Origin of the sequence: Sagittula sp. S175, from assembly GCF_049800975.1 — a bacterium.
GTDB lineage: Bacteria > Pseudomonadota > Alphaproteobacteria > Rhodobacterales > Rhodobacteraceae > Sagittula.
Map to the genome: position 1 here is coordinate 43,340 of NZ_JBNAGB010000017.1, position 21,262 is coordinate 64,601.

Annotated in this window: 1 protein-coding gene (only partly in view); it reads left to right on the forward strand. The window is 66.8% G+C overall.

All 21,262 nt of this window come from inside a single coding sequence — locus ACP16H_RS18695, hypothetical protein (RefSeq protein ID WP_425073765.1), on the forward strand. Of the gene's 48,087 coding nucleotides, 14,258 precede the window and 12,567 follow it; the stretch shown corresponds to coding positions 14,259-35,520 — codons 4,753 (partial) to 11,840 (complete); the first complete codon in view begins at position 2. Both the start codon and the stop codon lie outside the window.

The window sequence follows — 21,262 nt, forward strand, 5'->3', positions numbered from 1 at the left end:
GTCGGAGACGACGACGCTGTCGCTGGCCTATGGCGAGCATGCGCTGGAACTGGACCTGACCGCGCGGCTGGGCTTTGGCACAGCGCTGGTCGCGGGCGAGGTGACGGTGGCGCTGACCGAAACCGAGGCGGGCCAGCAATGGACCGTGACGGTGGACGATGGCCGGGTCGAGATGGTCGCGGGCGACGCGGGCGTGGTGATCGAGAATGTCATCGGCGCGCTGGTGATTGCGCCCGATGGTTCGAAATCCGGCGCGTTGCAGGGCGACGGGCGGATCGTCGGCATCGACGGGCTGGATTTCAGCGGCACCTTGCAGACGCGATTTGACTCGGCGGGGAACCTGCAGGTGGCCGGTACGGCGGCGCTGTCGGTGGACGGCGTGGGCAGCATCAGCGGCGATTTCGCCGTGACGCGCGACGTGATGCAGACACCCGAGGCGGCGGTGCTGGCGGTCCGGGCCGAGGTCGGCAGCGGCGCCACGGTGACCGAGGTCACCGCCGGCGGGCAGATGAGCGCGACGGTCTACACGCTGACGGCTGCGGCCGATGGTCGGTTCCGCGAGGGGGCTTATGTCTTTGCCCGCGCCGGGGCGATCGTGACCGTTTCGACGCTGAACGCGGACGGGTCGGCGCGGACCGATGCGGCCTTTGCCTCTGCGTTGCAGACCGGGTTGGAGCTGGTTTTCGGCGCGGGCAACGTGACGGTCGCGGGCACGCGCGCGGCGGGCTTTGCCATTACGTTGGGCGGTGCACTGAACGGGCGCGATATCGCGGGCCTGACCATGACCCCGCCCGCCGATCCGGCGGACAAGGACGACTGGGGCACGACCTCGATCCTGCGCCACGCGACGGCGGGGCAGGTCGGCGCGCAATACCTGAAGCTGACGCCGGTGTCGGTGTCGTCCATCTCGGGGGCGAAATTCACGCTGACGCTGGCGGACGGCCGTACCACGGACGCAGTCCGCTACATCGCGGATCACACCCGCCAGGCCGCCGCCATCAAGGAGGCGCTGGAGGCGCTGACCGGGCGTGGCACCGCGTCGGTGGTCTTTGACCAGAACTCGCCCGGGGTGACGGCGCAGGGTTACACTGTGCGCTTCACCGGGACGCAGGCGCTGGCCTCGGTCACGGCCTTCACCACCGCGTCGAACGGGTCCACCATCCCCGGCACGGTGCGGGTGAATGCCGCGCTGACCACGCTGGGCACGTCGCGTGCGGCGACCGGCATGGTGCAGCAGATCGACCTTTATGACGAGGGTCTCGAAGGGTCGTTCGACTTGGATATCCCGGCCTTCGGCACGGTGTTCAAGACGGGCGACATTGCCTTTGACGCCTCGCCCGAGGCGGTGAAGGCGGCGATCCTCGCGGCGCAGACCGTGGGCGGCGTGTCGCTGGCCTCGAAAGGCGTGACGGTGAGCGTCGCGTTGGTCGAGGTCTCGGCGGGCAAGCACCTGTGGGAAGTGACCTTCGAAGGCACGCTGCTGGGGCGTGATCTGGACGGCGTCATGAAGGGCCAGATCACGCGGCTGGTGCATGCACCGGATGCGGCGCTGGCCAAGACAGCCACGGGCGCGACCACCTCGGCGGTGCAGCATGTGTCGATGGCGGCGCTGGAGGGCGCGGTGGCGCTGTCCTTCGGCTCGGCCATCACCGGGCCGCTGACGGCGGCGTCGACGGCGGCGGACGTGCAGGCGGCGCTGTCGGCGTTGGCGACCGTGGGCAGGGGCAACGTGTCGGTTGTCGCCAATGGCGACGGGTTCGACGTGACCTTTACCGGCGCGCTTGCGGGCAGCCAGGTGGCGAACCTGAAGGTCAACGCGGTACAGGCGCTGGACCTGAGGCTGGTCGACGGGCTGGCGGACAAGGTGCAACTGCGCGGGCAGGGGGCGACCGAATGGTCGGTCTCGCTGGACGTGCGCAAGCTGGAACCGGGGACGCTGCGCGCGGCGCTTCAGACGGCACTGTCGCGGGTGACGGATTCGAACGGGGCCCTCGTGTGGGGCACCGATGTGAAGGTGATCGAGACCACGACGCAGGGACTGTTCCAGTTCGTGGCGCAGGGTGGTTTCGTCGGGCGGACCGTGCCGACCGTGGTGGCTGGCCTGTCGCGCTTTGTCGCTCCGGTGCCGGATCGCCTGATGATCGGCGCGCAGAATGTCACCGCCGATATCGGCACGGCCAGCAACGGGCTGAGCCTGTCCAACGGCGCGCTGGCGCTGCTGGTGATGCAGAACAAGGACGACAGCGGCGCCTACACGGCAGCGACCTTCGCGCTTGAGGCAGCGGGCGACGTCGCTGTGCGCGGCTTTGACGGTGCGGTGAGCATGTCCGCCGAAGGCACGCTGCGCATCAACCGGCTGGGGCAGGCGGTGGACCTGTCCATCCCCACGGGCATGAATGGTGCGGCGCGTCAGCTGACCTTTGCGGACGGGCTGAACCGGACCGAGGTGGTGGTCAAGAACGCGGCCTTTGCCATCCGCGATTTCGGCACGGTGACGGGCGATGCCGCCATCGGCATCGTCAACCACAAGGTCGATGGTATCGACACCACGGATATTCGGATCGGCCTGTCGAACCTTGCCGGGTCGATCAGCGACTTTGGCGGGATCACCGCGACGCTGGACAATGGCGGCGGCGCGATCCTGCTGCGGGATCAGCAATACATCGCCTCGCGCTATGCGCTGCAACTCGAGGGCGACGTGACCTTTGGCCTTGGCTCGACCGTGACGGTCGAGGCCGAGACGCTGGAATTCGCCATGAACCGCTGGGGGTCCGACCTGGCCGAAGGCGTGGCCACGGCGGATGGGGTCTATGACGTCGACCTGCTGAACGGCGAAACCCGCCTGCGTGGTGACATGACCCTGACCGTGGCCGATGTGCTGCGGGCCGAGGGCGAGTTGTCCATCGAGGTGAAGAAAGCGCAGACCGTGGCGCTGGTGGGTGGCGGGACCGCCACCGTGGACCAGATCCTGATCGCGGGCGGCGATTTGCAGGCGACGGCACTGCCGGGGCAAAGCTTTGGCGTGTCGTTGCGCGATACGCAGCTGCTGGCGGCGGTCTCACTGGAACAGACCGGTGCGCAGCGGCGCTGGGTTACTGCGCTGGCCGAGGTCGGCGAGGCGGGCTTCAACGGGTTGACGCTGGCCGAGGTGACCGACGCGCGCTTTGAACTGAACCGCGCGCTGGGGACGGGTGTTCCGGCGATCAACTGGCAGGGCAGCAGCCTGACGCGCGAGGTTGCGCGCGATGGTGCCGTGCTGGTGCTGGACGACGCGGGCGAACGCTTTGCCTTCGAGGCGAACGCGGAGCTGAACCTCGGCGGGGCCTTCCTGTCCGGCGATTTCAGCGTCGAGCGGGACGCAACGGAAGCGGCATGGTCCGTGACCGCCAGCGATGCCGAGATGGGCCTGCGCGTGGGCGGTGTCGCCCTGGCGCTGGAGGACGTGGCGGGCACGCTGGTGCTGCGTGACGATGGCACGCGGTCCGGGTCGGTCAGCGGTGCGGTCAGCCTGACCGGCGTGCCGGGCGTGACGCTGGATGGCACGCTTGCGGCCTCGTTTGACGGGGCGGGCAACCTGACGGTCAGCGGTCATGCCACTATCGACGTGCTGGACGTGGCCGAGTTCGAAGGCGACATCCTGATCAGCCGCGAGACGGTGGACGGGCGCAGCATGCTGTTGCTCGGGGTGACGAACTTCACCACGGAATTCGACCTGCCTGCCGGGTCGGAGGTGTCGCTGACGGCTGGGCGCTTTGCCCTGCTGGCGGGGACGGGTGCGAACGGCACGCCGGGTTACGCGATCTCGGGTCAGGCGACGGCGGTGGTGAACACGCCGGTGATGGGCCTGACCGGGACCGTCTATGTCGAAGGCAACTCGCTGGGGCGCATGGTCGACCGCAGCCTGACGCTGGCGGATGGCGCGCTGGCGCTGAAGACGGCGGCGGCGACGCAGGACACGCGCATCGACTTTGGCAGCCTCGACGTGCTACTGACCGGGGTGCTGGGCGACGCGACCGAGAGCATCGGCGAAACCATCAGCGACCTGAAGGCGGATATCTCGCCGGAATACGTCAATGGCGAGAACGTCAATACAAACCCGCTGGCGGTGACGCTGCCGTTGCTGGGCACCTCGCTGACGCAACTGGTGGGCGCGGATGTGCTGCTGTCCTTCGGCGACTACGTGCAGCGCTACATGGGCGAGATGACGGGCACCATCGGCGCGCTGCCCGCGCCGACCTATGGCGGCACCGGGGACCCCAGCCTTGCCGGGCTGGTGAATTACCTCAGTGCCAACTGGCTGCCGCTCCTGGGCTTTGCCGATGACGCGCTGCAACTGGTCACCGACCGCAACGGCCTGCGGGTGGTGTTCGACGACACGCTGACCATCAACCGCTCCTTGCGCCTGACGCTGGGCGAGGCGATCGCGGCGGGGCTGGACCACCTGCCCTTCGACGTGCCGCTGGAACTGGACGCGGACGTGACGCTGAACCTGTCGGGCCGGGTGTCCTCTGGCTTTACCCTGTCGTTCGACTGGACCACGGGGGATGCGGATTTCACGCTGGACCGGCTGGAATATGACCTGAGCGCATCGGTCGATGACGTGGTGATCGGGGCGAGCTTTGGCCCGCTGGGCGCCTCCATCGGGGACCGCGCGCGGGAGACCGGGCGCATTGCGCTGTCGCTGGCGGGTCACGTGCAGGAAACCACCGCAGGTTACCGCAACGTGCTGGAACGCTCCAACCTCGAGGTGGATCTGCCGGTCTACGCGGCTGTCGGCTCGCTGGACCTGGCCAGCGGGACGGTGCCGCGCATTCTCGCCTCGGGCGATTTCATCGCCAACGGGCTGCCGCAGTTCGAGCTGCGCGACTTCGACTCGCTTCTGGATTTCCGCAACGTGTCGGTGGTGGACATCATCCAGATGTTCCCGGACTTCCTCGATACGCTGGAACAGATCCGCTACAGCGACATGTTCGCGACCGAGCTGCCCTTCATCGGCACGGGGCTGGATACGGTCCTGCAATTCGGCGAGGCCTTCGAGACCAACGTCTACGACCGGATCGATTTCTACCGCCCGATGGAGGTGGTCAGCACCTTCGACGGGCTGACCGTGGCCCCCACGGTGATCACCAGCGGCACGACGCAAACGGTCGAAGTGCGCCTGACCTCGGCCTTTGGCGGGTTCGACGAAAGCCTGTTCGACGGGCGCGAGGTGACGCTGTACCAGACGGTGAACGGCGTGCGGTCTGCTGTGGGCACCTACACCGTGTCGTCGGTGACGGATGCGCGCACGGCGGTCCTGCCTGCCACGGTGACGGCGGTCGGGACCTTCGAGGTCGTGGTGCACGAGCGGCGCGAGAAGATCCGCACGCTTCAGGAATTCATGACGGCGGTGAACAACTCCGGCATCCTGCCGCCGGGGATTTCCATCAGCTACGACCCGCTGGAACGCGCCTTTGTCGTGCCGATGCAGTTCGCGCATACCTTCGAGCCGTTGGAAGTGCCGCTGAGCCTCGATATCGGCGACGATACGCTGAGCCTGTCCACCAACGCGGTGGGTGGCATGACGGTGAATGTCGCGGGGCAGCTGGGCTTCTTCATCGACCTTGACGGCAAGACATACTCGGGCGCGGCGGGACGGACCACCGCCGGGTCGGAGCTGTTCGCGGATGACACCTTCATCTTCGACTCGACCATGGTCGGTTACGGGCTGGAACTGGGCGGCGAGAAATACACCGTCGTGGGCTACCGCAACGACCACCTCGTGGTGCTGGACCGCGCCGTGGCCGAAAGCGACGTGGACCTCGGGTTTGTGCTGCGCGAGGGCGAGACCTCCCTGGGTATCCAGGACGTGGCGGTCAGCGCCGGAGTCTCGCTGGATGTGCGCGACCTGGACGTGACGCTGGGCATCGGGTCGATGAGCGCCACGGCGGGGGGCGCGGGCAGTGGCTCGGGCGTGCATATCGGCGCGCAGGTGTCGGCGCGGCTGGACCGCAATGCCGACGCGGTGGTGGCGGGCGATACCCGTTTCGGCCTGACCGAAGTGGGCTTTGGCGACATCGTCATCGAGGCGACCGGCAGCGCCAATGCGACGCTGCGCGGGCTGACGGTGAACCCGGGCTTTGGCGGGGATATCCCGCTTGCGCCCAATGCCGAGGTGTCGATCACCGCGCTGGACCTGTTCAACCCCGGTGATTTCGTCACCGTGGCGCAGGACCCGAACTATGCCGCCAACCTCGACCTTTTGGTCGAACAGGGGCGCTTGGGCGCGAATGACATCGTCGTCATCTACCCGGAATTGAGCAACCTGTTCAACTTCCGCGACATGTCGCTGGCCGATATCGTCGGCGCGGTGCGTGACGGGCTGGACCTGCTGCGCGGCGTGATCGAGGATCAGCCCTTCTATGACCAGGTGCTGCCGGGGATCGGCGAAAGCCTCGCGGATGCCTTCCCGTTTGTCGACGAGATCCTGGCGCAGGTAGAGGCGGCGGCGGAGAACCCGCAGACCGCGTTTGACGCCATCGAGGCGCTGTTCGAGAACGCGCTGGGGATCAACGACGACAACACACTGGCCGCCGAGGACCAGATATTCGCGCTGCGGATGAACGGCGATGTGCTGGACATCCACATGAACATCCAGAAGTCCTTCCGCGAGACCTATGGCCTGGCGCTGGATATCCAGCAGCTGGCGGCCATCGTCGGCGCGGACGGGCTGGCGGGGTTCGACTTTGCCAATGACCTCGTCAGCGGCTCGGGCGATATCGAACTGGACGTGCTGGCAAAGCTGCGCCTGCACGCCGGCGTGATCCTGTCGGCGGACGGGATCGAGACGTTCCTTTACGACTATGACCCGACGCGCGTGGCCAAGACCACGGCGGCGGCCTTTGGCACGGTGAGTTTCGCGCGCGGGTCTTCGACCCTGGCCGAGGACCAGCGGCAGGCGATCCTTGCCCAGATGCGGCGGATGATCGGCGAGACCGGGCGCGACGTGACCCGCGTCTGGGCCGAGGTGAACACCGGCTGGCTGACCTCGACCGAAGGGGCGAACACCGACACGGCGCATGGCAAGGGCCAGCTGGCCGGGCGGCGCATGAGCGCCATCCAGGACGTGCAGGACTGGCTGTCGGAACAGCTGGGCGTCGACGTGCAGCTGCTGTCGGGGTCGCAGACGGCGGATTACACCGGCCGCACCTTTACCAACGTGGAGATCGAGTACCGCCAGGCGGTGGACCCGACGCGGGCGCGCGGCACCTATGCCTCGCTCAACCTCGCGGCGCGCGGCACGGGCCTCGACCTGCAACTGGACGCGGGCGTGGCGCAGATCGGCATCACCGACGGCTGGATCGCCATCGACGGCGACGGGCTGGCGTCCACCACCGGGGATTATGCGTCCTTGATGGTCAGGCTCGACCAGCAGGCGGGCAGCACGCCCGATGACGGGCGGTTCTACCTGTTCGACGAACGCCTGTCCGACAATTACAGCGTGACGCTGAGCGGCAACCTGCAGGCCAACCTGCCGATGCGCCTGCAAGGGTCGAGCATCCCGGATATCGCGCTGGGATCGTTCACCATGAACACGCCGCAGGGCTTTGGCGTGCTGATGGACATGGCGTCGGGCAAGCTGGTCGACGGCGAGGTGCTGACCCTGACCGTGCCGGATGCGCAGTCAGTGATGGACCAGTACCTGGGCGAATTCTCCCTGCTGGGCATGATCAACGACCCGAGCCGCCTGCTGGATGGTGTCGATTTCGCGCTGGGGATGGTGCAGGACACGCTGCAGGATGAAATCAGCCGTGACATCCCGCTGATCGGGGACAAGCTGGGACAGGCGGGCAACTTCGTGCAGGACGTGCGCGTGGGCTTCCTGGGTGACCTGCGAGCAAAGCTGTCCTCCGAAGGCGGCACCACCGGCATCGTGCGCAACTCGCTGTGGTCACTGTTCGGCGTCGACGGGCTGAACATCGTGCGCGACATGAACAATGACGGCACGGTCAACATCGAGGATATCGCAGTCGGCTGGTATGATCGCGCCGGGGTGAAGCTGGGCAACTGGGCGGCGGGCGACCTGCCGCCTGAGAACGCCGATGCGTTGCAGATCGAGATGGAGCTGGGTCAGGACCTGCTGTCCACGGGCTTTGACATCCCGCTCGACTTCGACCTGCCGGGCTTCTCGATGGATATCGACGGCGGCTTCCAGTTCGAGGCGGGCTGGACCTGGGAATTCGGTTTCGGCATCTCGGTTTCCGACGGGTTCTACCTGGTCACGCAGGACGACGAGACCGGCAGCGCGCCCGAAATCCGGGTCGAGGCCTCGGCCCGCCTGCGTGGCGACGACGAGGACACGCCCTTCACCGCCACCGGGTCGTTGCTGTTCTTCGACGCCGAGGTGGTGGACGCCAAGCCGAACGGCGAGGCCTCGGGTGCACAGGCCACGCTGGGGATCGACGTCAAGGGCGACGGCCGTGGCCGCCTCTCCGCGTCGAAACTGCTGTCGCAATCCTTCAGCCAGTCCTTTGGCATCGCCTTCGAGGTGGACAGCGACGTCGACCTGCAACTGACCCTGTCGGTGGATGCGGGCGGGTCCATCGCCCTGCCGAAGCTGCGTGCCAACCTCGTGATGGATTGGGACTGGCAGATCGGCCAGAAGCTGCGCGCGCCGGATATCTCGCTGGAGCGGCTGCGCGTCGACGTGGGCAGCTTTGTCAATGACTTCCTGCTGCCGCTGACCGAGGACGTGTCGGACGCCGTCGACCCGATCTACGACTTTGCCAAGTTCATGATCACCGAGCTGAGCGAGCTGGACTTCCTGAAAAACGTGGGCATCACGCCCTCGCCCCTGGGCTTCGTCAACGGCATGTTGAAGCTGAAGGGCAAGCCGCAGATCCCCGAGGCGTTCTTCAAGGCCATCGTCTACGTGCACGACCTGCCCGATACCATTCGCGGCTGGGGCGACACGGGCGAAATCCTGCTGGGCGACATTGCCGGGCTGGGATCGGGCGTGCTGACCGGCACGGCGGCCACGGGCAACACCGGCGACAGCGCCGCGCTGGACGCGAAACTGCGCGCGATGGAGGCGGCGTCTTCGGGCTCGTCCTCCTCGTCTTCCTCCGGCACGACCGTGAAGAAGGGCACATCGTCCACGCCGCGTTCGGGGTTCAAGACCTTCGAATACCTCAAGGACCTCGACAACTGGATGTCGATCCTGTCGGGCGGCGACGCGATCCTGTTCACCTACGAATTGCCGCTGCTCGAGGCACGCGCGGAATTCGAGGCTCTGCTGGGCGTGATCCCGATCATCCCGGGGCTGATCAACTTCAAGATCTCCGCCTTTGGCGGGGTCTCGGCCGAGGCCGACCTGGCGTTCGGCTATGACACCTACGGCATCCGCAAGGCGCTGGAATCCGAGGACCCGCTGGATGCGCTGGACGGCTTCTTCCTTGCCGACTGGACCCTGCCGGAGTTCCGCAACGGGTCCATCGTCGCGGGCACCGGTGGTGTCGAGAAGGACGAATTCACCCTCGATGCCTGGATCGGGCTCAAGCTGGGCGTGAACGTCGGCCCCATCGCGGGCGGCGGCAAGGGCCGCGTCGAATTCGGCGCCGGGCTGGACGTGCAGGACATCGCGCGCCCGCTGCTGGTGAAGGACGACTGGGGCTACGTGATCCCGTCGCAGACCACCTGGATCAGCGATGGCCGCATCCGGGGTTCGGAAATCTGGACGATGCTCAACTACCAGAGCAGCACGCCCAACCCGCTGAACCTGTTCAACCTGTCGCTGCACGCGGACCTGGTGCTGGGCGCCTTCGTGGAGCTGGACCTTTGGGTGAAGACGATCACCCTGTACGACCAGGACCTGTTCCGCCTGCGCCTGTTCGAAACCACCTTCGAGGCACCGCGCGTCCAGCCGGTGCTGGCCGAGAAACAGGGCGACACGCTGTACCTGAACTTCGGCACGCGCGCCCAGATGCGCAAGTACTTCGGCACCACCGATGCGGGCGAAAGCGTGATCCTGTCGGGGTCGGGCGGCACGGTGAACGTCGAGTGGGACAACTGGTACCAGTCCTTCAGCGGCGTGCGGAAGGTCGTGGCGAACTTCGGCGAGGGCGATGACTCGATGGACGCGACGCGCCTGTCGGGGGTGACCTTCGACATCGACGGCGGCGCGGGCAAGGACACGCTGCTGGTCAACACCGGTGGCGGCGAGCTGCGCGGGGGCGCGGGCAAGGACACCATCAGGGTCGGGCAATACGAGAGAGGTGAGTTCACCCCTTCCACCGAGAAGGGGGTCGCGGGCGAATACACTCCGGGTGATTTCGTGACCACGACGGCGCAGTCGGACGGCTTTGCCATCCATGGCGGCGAAGGCGACGACGTCCTGGCGGGCGGCTTTGGCGACGACTCGATCTACGGTGACGCGGGCAATGACCGGATCACCGGCCTTGCGGGCAACGACTGGTTGCAGGGCGGCGAGGGCGACGACCGGCTGGCGGGCGGCGCGGGGGCGGATACCTACGCCTTTGCCGAGGCCTATGGCAATGATCGCATCCAGGATGACCGGGATGAAAGCACGGGCCTCGACTTCTCGGGCATGGCGAATGGCGTGACCGCGACCATCACCAAGTCGGGCGTGACGGTGACGGACAACGGGTCCGACGGGGAGGTGCGCGTGTCGCGCCTGACCGTGGACCGCATTACCCTGTCGGGCTTTGCCGATACGCTCTACACTACCGCCTTCCCGGCGTGGGAGACGGTCGTCACCGATACGGGTGGCGAGGACGATTACAACTTCCGCATGGGCCGTGCCTCGGCGCAGGGCGATACGGGCACCTTCCGCATCGTGGAAACCGGCAGCGACTTCGACGAGATCATCCTCGAACAGACGGCGGCGCGCACGCAGGCGGACGCGATCCGGCTGGGCAATGGCGTAATCTCCAACGGGCGCGAACAGATCCGCTATACCAGCGGCGACGTCGACCGGTTGACCCTGACCGGCAAGGGCGCGCGCACCGAGGACACCGCCGTGCGGTCCTTTGGTGGCAACGTGGGCTTTGTCGCGCTGGACGGGCAGACCGTCATCGACCTTGGCGCGACCGAGCTGCGGGCGATTGCCCACACCATCACGCAGTTCTCTGCGCTGATGGCGCAGGGCGTGATCCTCGAACAGGAAACCACCCTGACCATCGCGCATGACGTGACGCTGCTGAACAGCGGCGCGATGGACCTGCGGGTGGTGGGCGACAATGCCTCGATCCGGATCAATGCGAACGTGTCGTCCTCGGCCGACTTGGCGGCGGGCACGGATGGCGCCAGCTGGATGCGTGTCACCGCCGCCGATGGCAGCGTGACCAATGCGGCGGGCGTGACCATTGCCGCCGAAGATGGCTACCTGATGATCAAGGCGCGCGACGCCATCGGCACCAAGGACACGCCGATCCACACCCGCGTGAAGGAGATGACGCTTGCGACATCCTCCACCGGGACGGGGGACGTGGCGATCCGCGAGGATGACGACCTGACCCTGATCGAGGAGAAGGTGCTCGACCGGTACGAAAATGCCGGGTTGCAGATCGAGGCGACCCCCGCCGAGGACGACTGGGAGAGCGGCGCGACCTGGGTCACGCGCGCCGGGGCGGCGGCTGCGGAATGGCGGGACATCCTGCGCAAGAACCGCGCCAACATCCGCGCCGACGTGGCGATCGAGGTGGCCAACGGCGACCTGGTGATCGACCTGTCCGGCACGAACGCACTGCTGACGCTGGCTTCGGGCCACGTGCTGGCGCACAAGTCTGACGCGCAGATTGAGTTCAACGCCGACGACATGGATTTCAGCTCGGGTGCGAACCGGATTGTCGGCACCGGCGGGTTGACGCTGCGTTCGCAACGCGACGTGTGGCACACCGTGCTGGGCACCGCCGCCGAGGATATCCGCGGCGTTGAAATCGCGCGCGCCAACCGTGATACGGTGGCGGACGGCGAACCGGGCGACGACCAGTCGAAGCCCGAGCGCGGGTTGTTCATGGGCTCGCGCGATATTGCCGCGATCAAGGACGGCTTCGCGCAGATCGTCATCGGGCGGCGCGACGTGGGCAACACGATGCTGATCGGCGACCTGAAGGACGCCGAATTCGTCAAGATGCCGGACAATGCCGGGCCGGTGGCCCGCCCTGCCGGGTCCGAGAACGCCAGTCTGCGCGACGACACTCGCCTGTTGTCCGACGTGATGACGGTGATGGGCGACGTGACCGCCCCCGCCGACCTGGTCGAGCTTCAGACCCGCCTCTTGCGCATCAATTCGCAGAACATCCAGGACCTGATGGGTGCGCGGGATTCCGGCGTGTCGGGCATGGATGTGAAGATCACCGCCGAGGAGCAGATCTCGGTCGGGGGCTGGGTGCGCGGCACGCGCAGCGTCGATATCGACGTGACCTCGCAGCAGGACCCCTCGGTCCGCACCGATGCCTACCTGACGCCGATCTACCTGCACCAGGCCGGGCATCTGAGCCTGACCATGGACGTGGGTTCCGTGATCGAGACCACGGGTGACAACAGTACCATCGACATAACGACTGCCGCGGCGGTCGAGGTGGGCGCGAGCGTCCTGCTGAACGGCACCGGGTCGGTCATGACGGTGGACGCGGGCGGGCCGCTGTTCCTGCTCGAAGGCGGCGTGATCCAGTCGACCGGGGCGAATTCCTCGATGGACCTGTCCTCGGATGACCTCGTGTCGATCAACAAGGGCTCGGCGCTGCTGGCAGGCACGGATTACGTCACCGTGCCGAACCCGGCCGACCCGTCGCAGACGATCCAGCAACTGGTGACGCTGGCCAGCGGGGCTGACGTGAAGGTCACCGCCGGGGCCGAGATGCTGCTGGCGGGGTCGATCGCCGGTGCAGGTGCCATGGAATTCGCTGGCGGCAACCAGCGTTATGACGGGCTGGTCTACGGCATGCCGAAGCTTGCGGGCAACGTCGAGAACCCGGATTACCAGGCGAAGTACTCGATCTTCGGCAAGACCTCGACGCTGGAACTGATCGGGGTGACGAACGAACTGAGCTACATTGCCGAGCATACCGGCGGCTACGGCCTGTGGATGTCGGGCGACATGGTCAGCCTTTCGGCGCGGCCCGTGGTGCTGTCGGCGGCGCAGGAGGTGATCGTCACCGGCTATGTCACCGCCCCGGCGGCGGGGGCCGACGTGACCCTGCATTCCGATGAATTCCTCTATGTTGATGGCAAGGTCACCACCGACCGCGCCGTGACGATGCTCGGCGGCCTGACCCTGACCGGCGAGGCGCACAGCGGCACCAGCGCCGATACGCGCGGCTCGTCCGTGTACCTTGACCACCTGGCGTGGATCCAGACAAACGCGGCGGGGTCCTCCATCGCCGCGAAGGGCGCGCAGGACGTCGACATCTTTGGCACACTGATCGCGGGTGGCCGGTCCACCGAGAACGGCGTGGTCTTTACCCTGGATGCGCAGGGCAACGGCGGCGCTTCGGTCGACCTGGAGGCCGGGCAGCAGCTGCTGATCGGCAAGGGCATCCTGACCAGCGGCGACATCACCGTCACGGGCGGGATCGCGGGTGCGGATGACCATTGGGATGGCGAGAAGATGTATTCCGCGCTGTCCTCGGATTTCGAGAACCCGTTGTCGCTGTACATCAACAGCGCCGGTGGCCTGACCGCCGGGGGCCTTGGCGCCAATGGCGCGGGGTCGGTGATCACGATCAACTCGACGGGCCGGGCGGAACTGCTGGGCAACATCATCTCTGGCGGGCGGCTGGTGCAGACCTACGAGGACCGTGTCCAGCCGGATGGCTCGACCGAGACCTTCCTGGTGGACAAGTATGTCGCCTGGACCGGGCGCGAAAGCGACGTTTTGGTGCGGTCCGACAGCCGGGTGATCTTTGGCGGCCTGGTCAAGACCGAGGACGGGCGCATCGTCGATGCGGGCGGCTACGTGCGGGCAAGCCGCGCGGTGGATGCCATCGGTGGCGCCGACGCGGTGACGGGCACCGGGCTGGTGGTCAACGCGGCCTCGGAAATCGTGGTCGAGGGCACCTGGGATTACGCGGCCGATGGCACGCGGTCGCGCACGGCGGGCGGGTCCTATGTCGACGGGTCGATCTCGCTGAAGGGCGCGGGGGACGTGGACGTCTACGGCTTGCTCTTGTCCGGTGGCCGGGTGATCGAGAAACGCGACACCGTGGCGGGCAAGTACCAGGGCCGGACCCTGGATGCCTATGACGTGGATTCCGTGATCCTGATCGAGGCCGACCGGCAGGTCGTCCTGGGCACCGACATCACGGCGGGCAAGCGCATCGACGTGATCGGCGGCATCGACAACCGGACGCCGGTGGCGGGCGACGACGAGCGCCAGTACGACGGCACCGGGCTGGTGCTGTACGGGTCCGTGGCGGTGACGACCACGCGCGAGAATTCCGTCATCAACCTCGCGGGCAAGGGCGACGTGAAGATCCTCGCCCCCGCCTGGGTGAACATGCTCGACCTCGGCGGCTGGCCGGTCAGCGTGAACGGCACGCTGGGGCAGGACGTGTCCGTGGTGATGCAATACGACCGGCTTGGGTTCACCGTGGAGACGGTTCTGTCCCTGCCGCTGAGCGTCACGGCGGGGAATACCTCGATCACCGACCTTCAGGGCGATATCCGCGCGGCCTGGGACACGGCGGTCTGGGAGGTGATCCAGACCGACGCGCCGGGCGTGACGCCGGCGCTGGGAACCACCTACACCGGCATCGCCGGGGTGAAGGCGGCGTCTCCGAACAGCACCGACTCCGTGCCTGACCTCGACGTGATCATGCGCGACGGGCGGCTCGCGTTCGTCTCGCCCTACGAGATCAAGGTGAAGGCCGACGCCCGCAACGTGAATGCGGACTTGCTGGGCGTGACGTTTGACGGCGCGGCGGAACTGGTGTCGGGTCAGCGCTATGCGCTGGATGCGGCGGCGCAGGGCAGCGTGATCAACCTCGGTTCGGCCACCGGGCCGAATGGCGAGCTGTACATCGCGGGCAAGATCCGCGCCTATGCAGCGATCAACAGCTTTACCGATCCGGCCTCGCTGGATGGCGGCATCCGCCTGGATGCCACCGGTGTGCTGGAAACCGTGGATGGCGACATCAGCTTTGCGCTGGGGCAGTACAGCCTGATCGAGGGCGACATCATCGCCCATGGCGTCGACCGCGACGTGACCCTGTCGGCGCAGGGCACCCTGCACCTGCAAGGCTTGGTCGAAGCCTCGCGCACCATCACCCTGACGGGGGGCACGGCGGCGCGGGCGCTGGATATCGACACCACCGCGCGGCTGCGCGTGTTGCAGGCGGGTGGCGCGATCAACCTGGCGGGCGATCAGGAGATCTACCTCAACGGCACGATCGAGACGACACGGGACGACCAGACGATTTCCGTGGATTCGGCGCATGGCGACGTGGTGCTGACCCGCGATTTCGGGCGCATCCTCGCGGCGGGCGACCTGTCGATCCGGGGCGCGAATGTCGACGTGCAGGGTGTGATCACAAGCACATTTGCCAGCGGGTCCGACGCGGAGGTGCGCATCACGGCGGACAACGCACTGGATATCGGTACGAACCTGACGGCGGCGGGCGACCTCGCCTTGACGGCTGGCAACCGCCTGACGGTGGTGGATGCCGTGCTGAAGGCGCAGACCGTGGCCTTTGCCGGTGCCAGCGTCGTGCTGGGTGATGTGAACTCGAACCGGGGCGCGACGGTCAACGCGCGCGATCAGATCAGCGCCGACCTGAACGGTGATTTCCGCGTCGAAGAGGGCGTATTGCTCGGCACCTCTGCTGCGGGGTCGACCATTGACCTGTCGGCCAAGACCATGACCGTCATGGGCACCTTGCACGCCGGCGCGGCGGTGCAGGACCACAATGGCGCCCAAAGCCTCGTGGCCTCGGCGGACAATGCCTCGGTGAAGCTGACGGCGACCGACAGCCTGCGGCTGGGTGGCACCGATCAGGGCGGCACTGTGCGCGGCGGGTCGGTCTTTGCTACCGGCAATGTCACGCTGAACGGCGGCGCGGCGTCGATGCTGCGCACGGGTGGCGTGGTACAGGGCGCGGGACTTTACGTGGACGCGGCCAGCCAGGTGGTGGTCGAGAACGTCGCGGCCGATGCCTCGGGCACGATCACCGTCACCGGCCAGCGCGACGTGGTTCTGAACGGCCAGATCTACGCCGACCAGGCAGGCGGCGTGGTGGACGTCGACGTGCAGCGGCGCGTGCTGCTGGCCGGCTTCCTGCGGGCGCATACGGCGGTGGATATCTACGGCGGCATCTCTGACCCGCTGGCCTACTCGGTCGAGACCGAGAAGGCGGTTTACGACGCGGGCAACCAGCGCGTCTCGGGGTCGGTCATCGACACGATGGCCGAGAATGGCACCGTCTCGATCAAGGGCGGCGGCACGTTGCGGCTGGGCGGCAAGATCGGCGAGACCTCGGGCGAGGGCCTGCCGGAAACGATCACCCTGACCGGCCTGGACGCGGCACAGATCCACGTCACCGACGACATCATCGCCGGCGCCAACCTGCTGGTGGAGGCGCAGGACGTCTCGGTCATGGAAAACGGCAAGATGAAGGCCGACGACGACGATGGCCTGGTGCAAATCAAGGCGCGCGGCGGGATCAGCGTGGCTTCGGCCACCAGTGGCGGCACCAGCGGCGCGATCCAGTCCGATGGCACGGCGCACCTGCTGGCCACGACGATCAGCGTCGCGGGCGCGGTCGAGGCGGCCTCGGCCCTCTGGCTGGATGCATCCTCGCAGATCGTCGTTCTGGGCGCGGTGCAGACGCAGGACCCCGGCGCCACCGATACGCTGGTGCTGCGCGCCGGTGTCGACCTCGCGTCTCTCACCCCTGCGCAACTGCGCACGCCCGGCTTTACCCCGGTGCTGACCGGCGGGTCGATCTACGTCTTGGGCGCGGGCACGGTGGAATCGGAAGGCGACGTGCAGATGCGCGCGGGCGGCGATGTGATCGTCGACTCCGGCTCGACCTCCTCGACCGGCTACGACGTGGAGTTTGCCATCACCCGGTCCGAGCGCGTGGCCGAAGAGGTGATCACCGGCTACACGCAGGTCGCCGTGGGCACCGTTGACATCGAGGTGGTAAAGTTCGTCGAAACCACCTTCTTCGTGCAGGAAGGGTACAATTCCATCCCCGTCGGCACGACGAACCACACCTTTGCCTTCGAGCTGCGCCAGAACGGCTATTCGAACGGCACGCAGGTGTTGCAGTACTTCATCCACGGTGTGGATTACCGCAACAGCAGCTCGTCGCTGGGGTCCGAGAACAGCTCTGCCCCGGTGATCGACTGGGGCGTCCCGGGCGCAGCGGGTTCGGTGCAGGCACCCAATACCAACGCGGTCTGGAACGAGTTGACCGACGACCAGAAAACGCGCGTGCTGAACCAACTGGGTTACAAGCGGCATTACGATTTCGTCTACACCACCGGTTCCGGTCAGCAGGTCCGCAAGGAGAACGGCGCGGTCGCGACCACCTCCTGGACCCCGGGCTGGATGACGGGCGGCACGCCGAAGGAGACGGTGAACATCCAGGTCGATGGCCTGCTGGACAAGTGGATCACCATCCCGGTGGGTGCGGAGGATGACATCTCCAAGGTCGTCAGCACCGGCAAGCCGGTGACGTCGGACGTGACCGTGGGCAAGTACTACGACGAGGCCAACGTCAACTATAACCAGGCGTCCTCGATCCTGACGGGCAACCGCCACGAGATGAGTACCGACTATTACCTGTCGGATGACGACGGCAAGGGGCTGGAGTTCAACCTGTCGATCCGCGACGGGCAGAAGCGCGTCTTCGTGATCAACAACCGCAGTGAAGCCTCGCTGAACTATGCGTCGGTTTGGGGTTCGGCCAACCAGTTCACCAATGCGACCTCCTCGCTCCAGACCGACACGCTGGGCATCAAGACGCAGGGCGTGAGCGGCAACTATTACACGCTGATGCGCACGCTGGCCCGCGTGGGAGGCCCGACCGACGGCGTCTATACCAGTGCGGCGGGCACAGAGATCGAGCGCCGCACCGTGCAGTCAACATGGAACACCACCGGCTGGCACTATGGCCATGACAACGAATCCGGCAATGACGAGGAATACCTGAAGGGCTGGTTTGGCTACAACGGGTACGAATGGCACCAGTCGTGGACGGCGGGCGTCGAGCAGTACTCGGGCTTCCAGACCTACACGACACCGGAGCTGGCAGCTTCGGCCTTCAGCTACATGAACTACCGTTACGAGATCTGGGAAGAGGACAGTGGCGCGCGCGGCGGCGATGACCACATCTCTGACCACTGGGGTTCGGTGAGCGTGAACGAGTATTACTCGGGCTCGGTCAGTGGATCGACGGTCAGCGCGGCGTCGAACCACGTCAATTACCGGGTTGATACCACGGTCCGTTACCGTTCGGATGCAAGCTGGATCAACGGCCTGAGCGCCAGCGGCACGCGCAGTGAGAACGCTTACGGGTCGGGCACCTATGCCGGGCAGGCGTCCAATTTCGCCGCCGACTGGCGGATCGTGAACGGCCAGTACGAGGAAGAATACCGCAACTACGTCTACCACTGGGAATCGATCTACACGAACATCTCGGACAAGCGGACCAACCTGTCCTACAAGGCGGAATCCGCGCCCGTCGTGATCTACGACAACCAGCCCAACATGGTGAAGAAGACCGCCACCACCAAGGTGTCGGAGACCGCGACGAAGACCGTCTACGAAGAACGCGCCGTGACCGAGACGGTCTACCGCGACGTGACCTACCTTGACGATGCCTCTTCGCTGAACGTGAAGCCCTATGACGGCACCTCGGTGTCGGCGGGCACGATCACCATCGCGTCGGGCGGCAAGACGGTCGTTTCGGGCAAGATCGGCAGCACGGTGGACGAAAACGGTGATCCGGTGATCACGACCAGCGCGGTGACGGTCACGGCGGGCGGCGATTTCGGCCTGCGTGACCTGTCGCTGACGAACGGCAAGGTCGACAGCGCGTCCGAGATCAACGCAGGAGCACTGAGCGTCACGACGCAGGGCAAGGCGATCTTTGACGTGGCCTCGACGGCCACGATCGACGGTGCACTGACCGTGAACGCCGCCAAGACGCTGACCATGGATGGCACGCTGACGGCGGGCTCTGCCGCCTTGACCAGCGGCCAGCAGGTCGAGATGGCAGGCAGCGTGACGACCTCTGGTCCGATCACGCTGACCTCGGGCGCGGGGCGCGACGTGGTGCTGGCCGTGAACAGCGACCTGACCGCGACGCATCTGACGAATGGCAACATCACCATCAGCTCGGGCGGCGCGATCCGGATGGATCATGCGGTTGTTAACGCGGCGAACATGCTGACATTGGACGCAAAGGCGGGCGCGATCCTGTCCGACGGCCGACTGGTCAGTGCTGCGAACATGACCCTGAAGGCCACCGGCGACATCCGCTCGGCCACGGGCGCATTTGCCTTTGACGTGGACACGCTGGCCCTTGCGACCAGCACCACGGGCGTCATTAGTCTCGAGGACCTCGACGGGCTGGAGATCACCAGCCTGAGCGCTGCGGGCGACGTGAGCGTTGCGGCAGGCGGCGCGCTGGTGGCCCATGCCGTGACGGCGGGTGGCTCGGGCGACAAGGCGCTGGTGCTGCAAACGCTGGGCGGCACGGCGACTTCGCACGCGATCTCGCTTGGCACGATCCGCGGTGGCGACGTCACGGTCAGCGCAACCGGTGGCATCACCGGGCTGAACGGGTCCGTAACCACCGATGTGCTGGCCAACCGGCTGGCGCTGCGGGCGACCGCAAGCGTCACGCTGGAGGGGCTCGACATCGCGGTGCTGGATGCGCGGTTGATGGCGAACCTGGCAGCGGGCCATTCCACCGCGCGGCGGTTGGACCTGGCGACCACCGGCACCCGTGACCTGGCGGTCGAGCGGCTGGTGAACACTGGCGGTTCCGTGCAGCTGACGGCGGCGAAGAGCATCGACCTCGCGGCACTGACCTCGCAGGCGATCAGCGGCGGTGGCGTGGACATCACCGGCGGCGTCTACGTGCGCCAACTGGACAACGTCACGATCACCGGGCCGGACCTGGAGATCATATCCACGGGCGGCGCGATCCGCGGCAATGGCACGGATACCCAGCTGAAGGCAGCGCGGTCCACCGGGGCAAGTGTGGCCCTGACCGCCGCGACCGGCATCACCGGCGTGGTGATGGATGCCGAGGTTCTGGAACAGGCCATCACGACCTCTGGCGGGATCGACATCGCGCAGCGCGGCACGCAGGGACACAGCGTGTTCGACGTGCGCGGCCTGCGCGCCGATGCGGGCGACGTGACCCTGTCGACCACCGCCGCCATGCGGGTCGGTGTGATCGGTGCACGGCAGGACTCCGCCTCGGTTTCCGTTATGGCAAGCGGCGGCGACCTGATTTTCCTCGACGCGACGGCACGCAGCGCGCTTGGCCTTACCGGCCAGCTGGCGGGGCTCAGCGGGCTCAGCGCGCTGTCGGGTGGTTCCGTGGTCAACGGTGGTGTGGTGGGCAACCTGACGCTGGTGGCCTCGGGCACATTGGTCACCCCGGCGGACAGCCGGTTCGACGCACAGAACACCGTGACCTTCGACAGCGGCGACACCTATGTTCTGTCCACGGCGCAGACCTATGCCGCCGAGGTGATCCGTGTCACTTCCGACAAGGATATCCGCACCACCGGCAGCCTGGTGATCGGCGGGTCCAGCACCGGTGCGACCGAGATCACGCTGACCTCCGGCCGCGACATCACGCTTGCGGGCGTCACCCGCACGGCCAGCGGCGCGGCCATCGGGCAGATGACGCTGACGGCGGACGGCTCCGACCTGCAAAGCCGCAACCGCGTGACCGAGACCAGCGCGCGGCGTCTCGTGACAACGGGCAGCCAGACCCTGATCGAAGCCGCCCCGCCGACCGATGCCGATGGCACGGCCTACGCGGTCTACGTGCCGCAGACCGCTTTCGTGGTCGAGGAATTCGTGGCCAGTGGCCAGACCTGGTACGTGTTTGACGCGGCGCCCTTCGGGACGCTGCTGTCGGAGTCGATCAAGGTCGCGGCGAACAATGCCGACGGCCTTGGCACGCTGAAGCGGATCAGTGTCGACAGCACCGGCACGGTGGTGCTGGGCACGGATATCGCCGTGGTCGACAGCAATGGCAACGCCACTCCGCCGACCGTCATGGGTCGCAGCGGC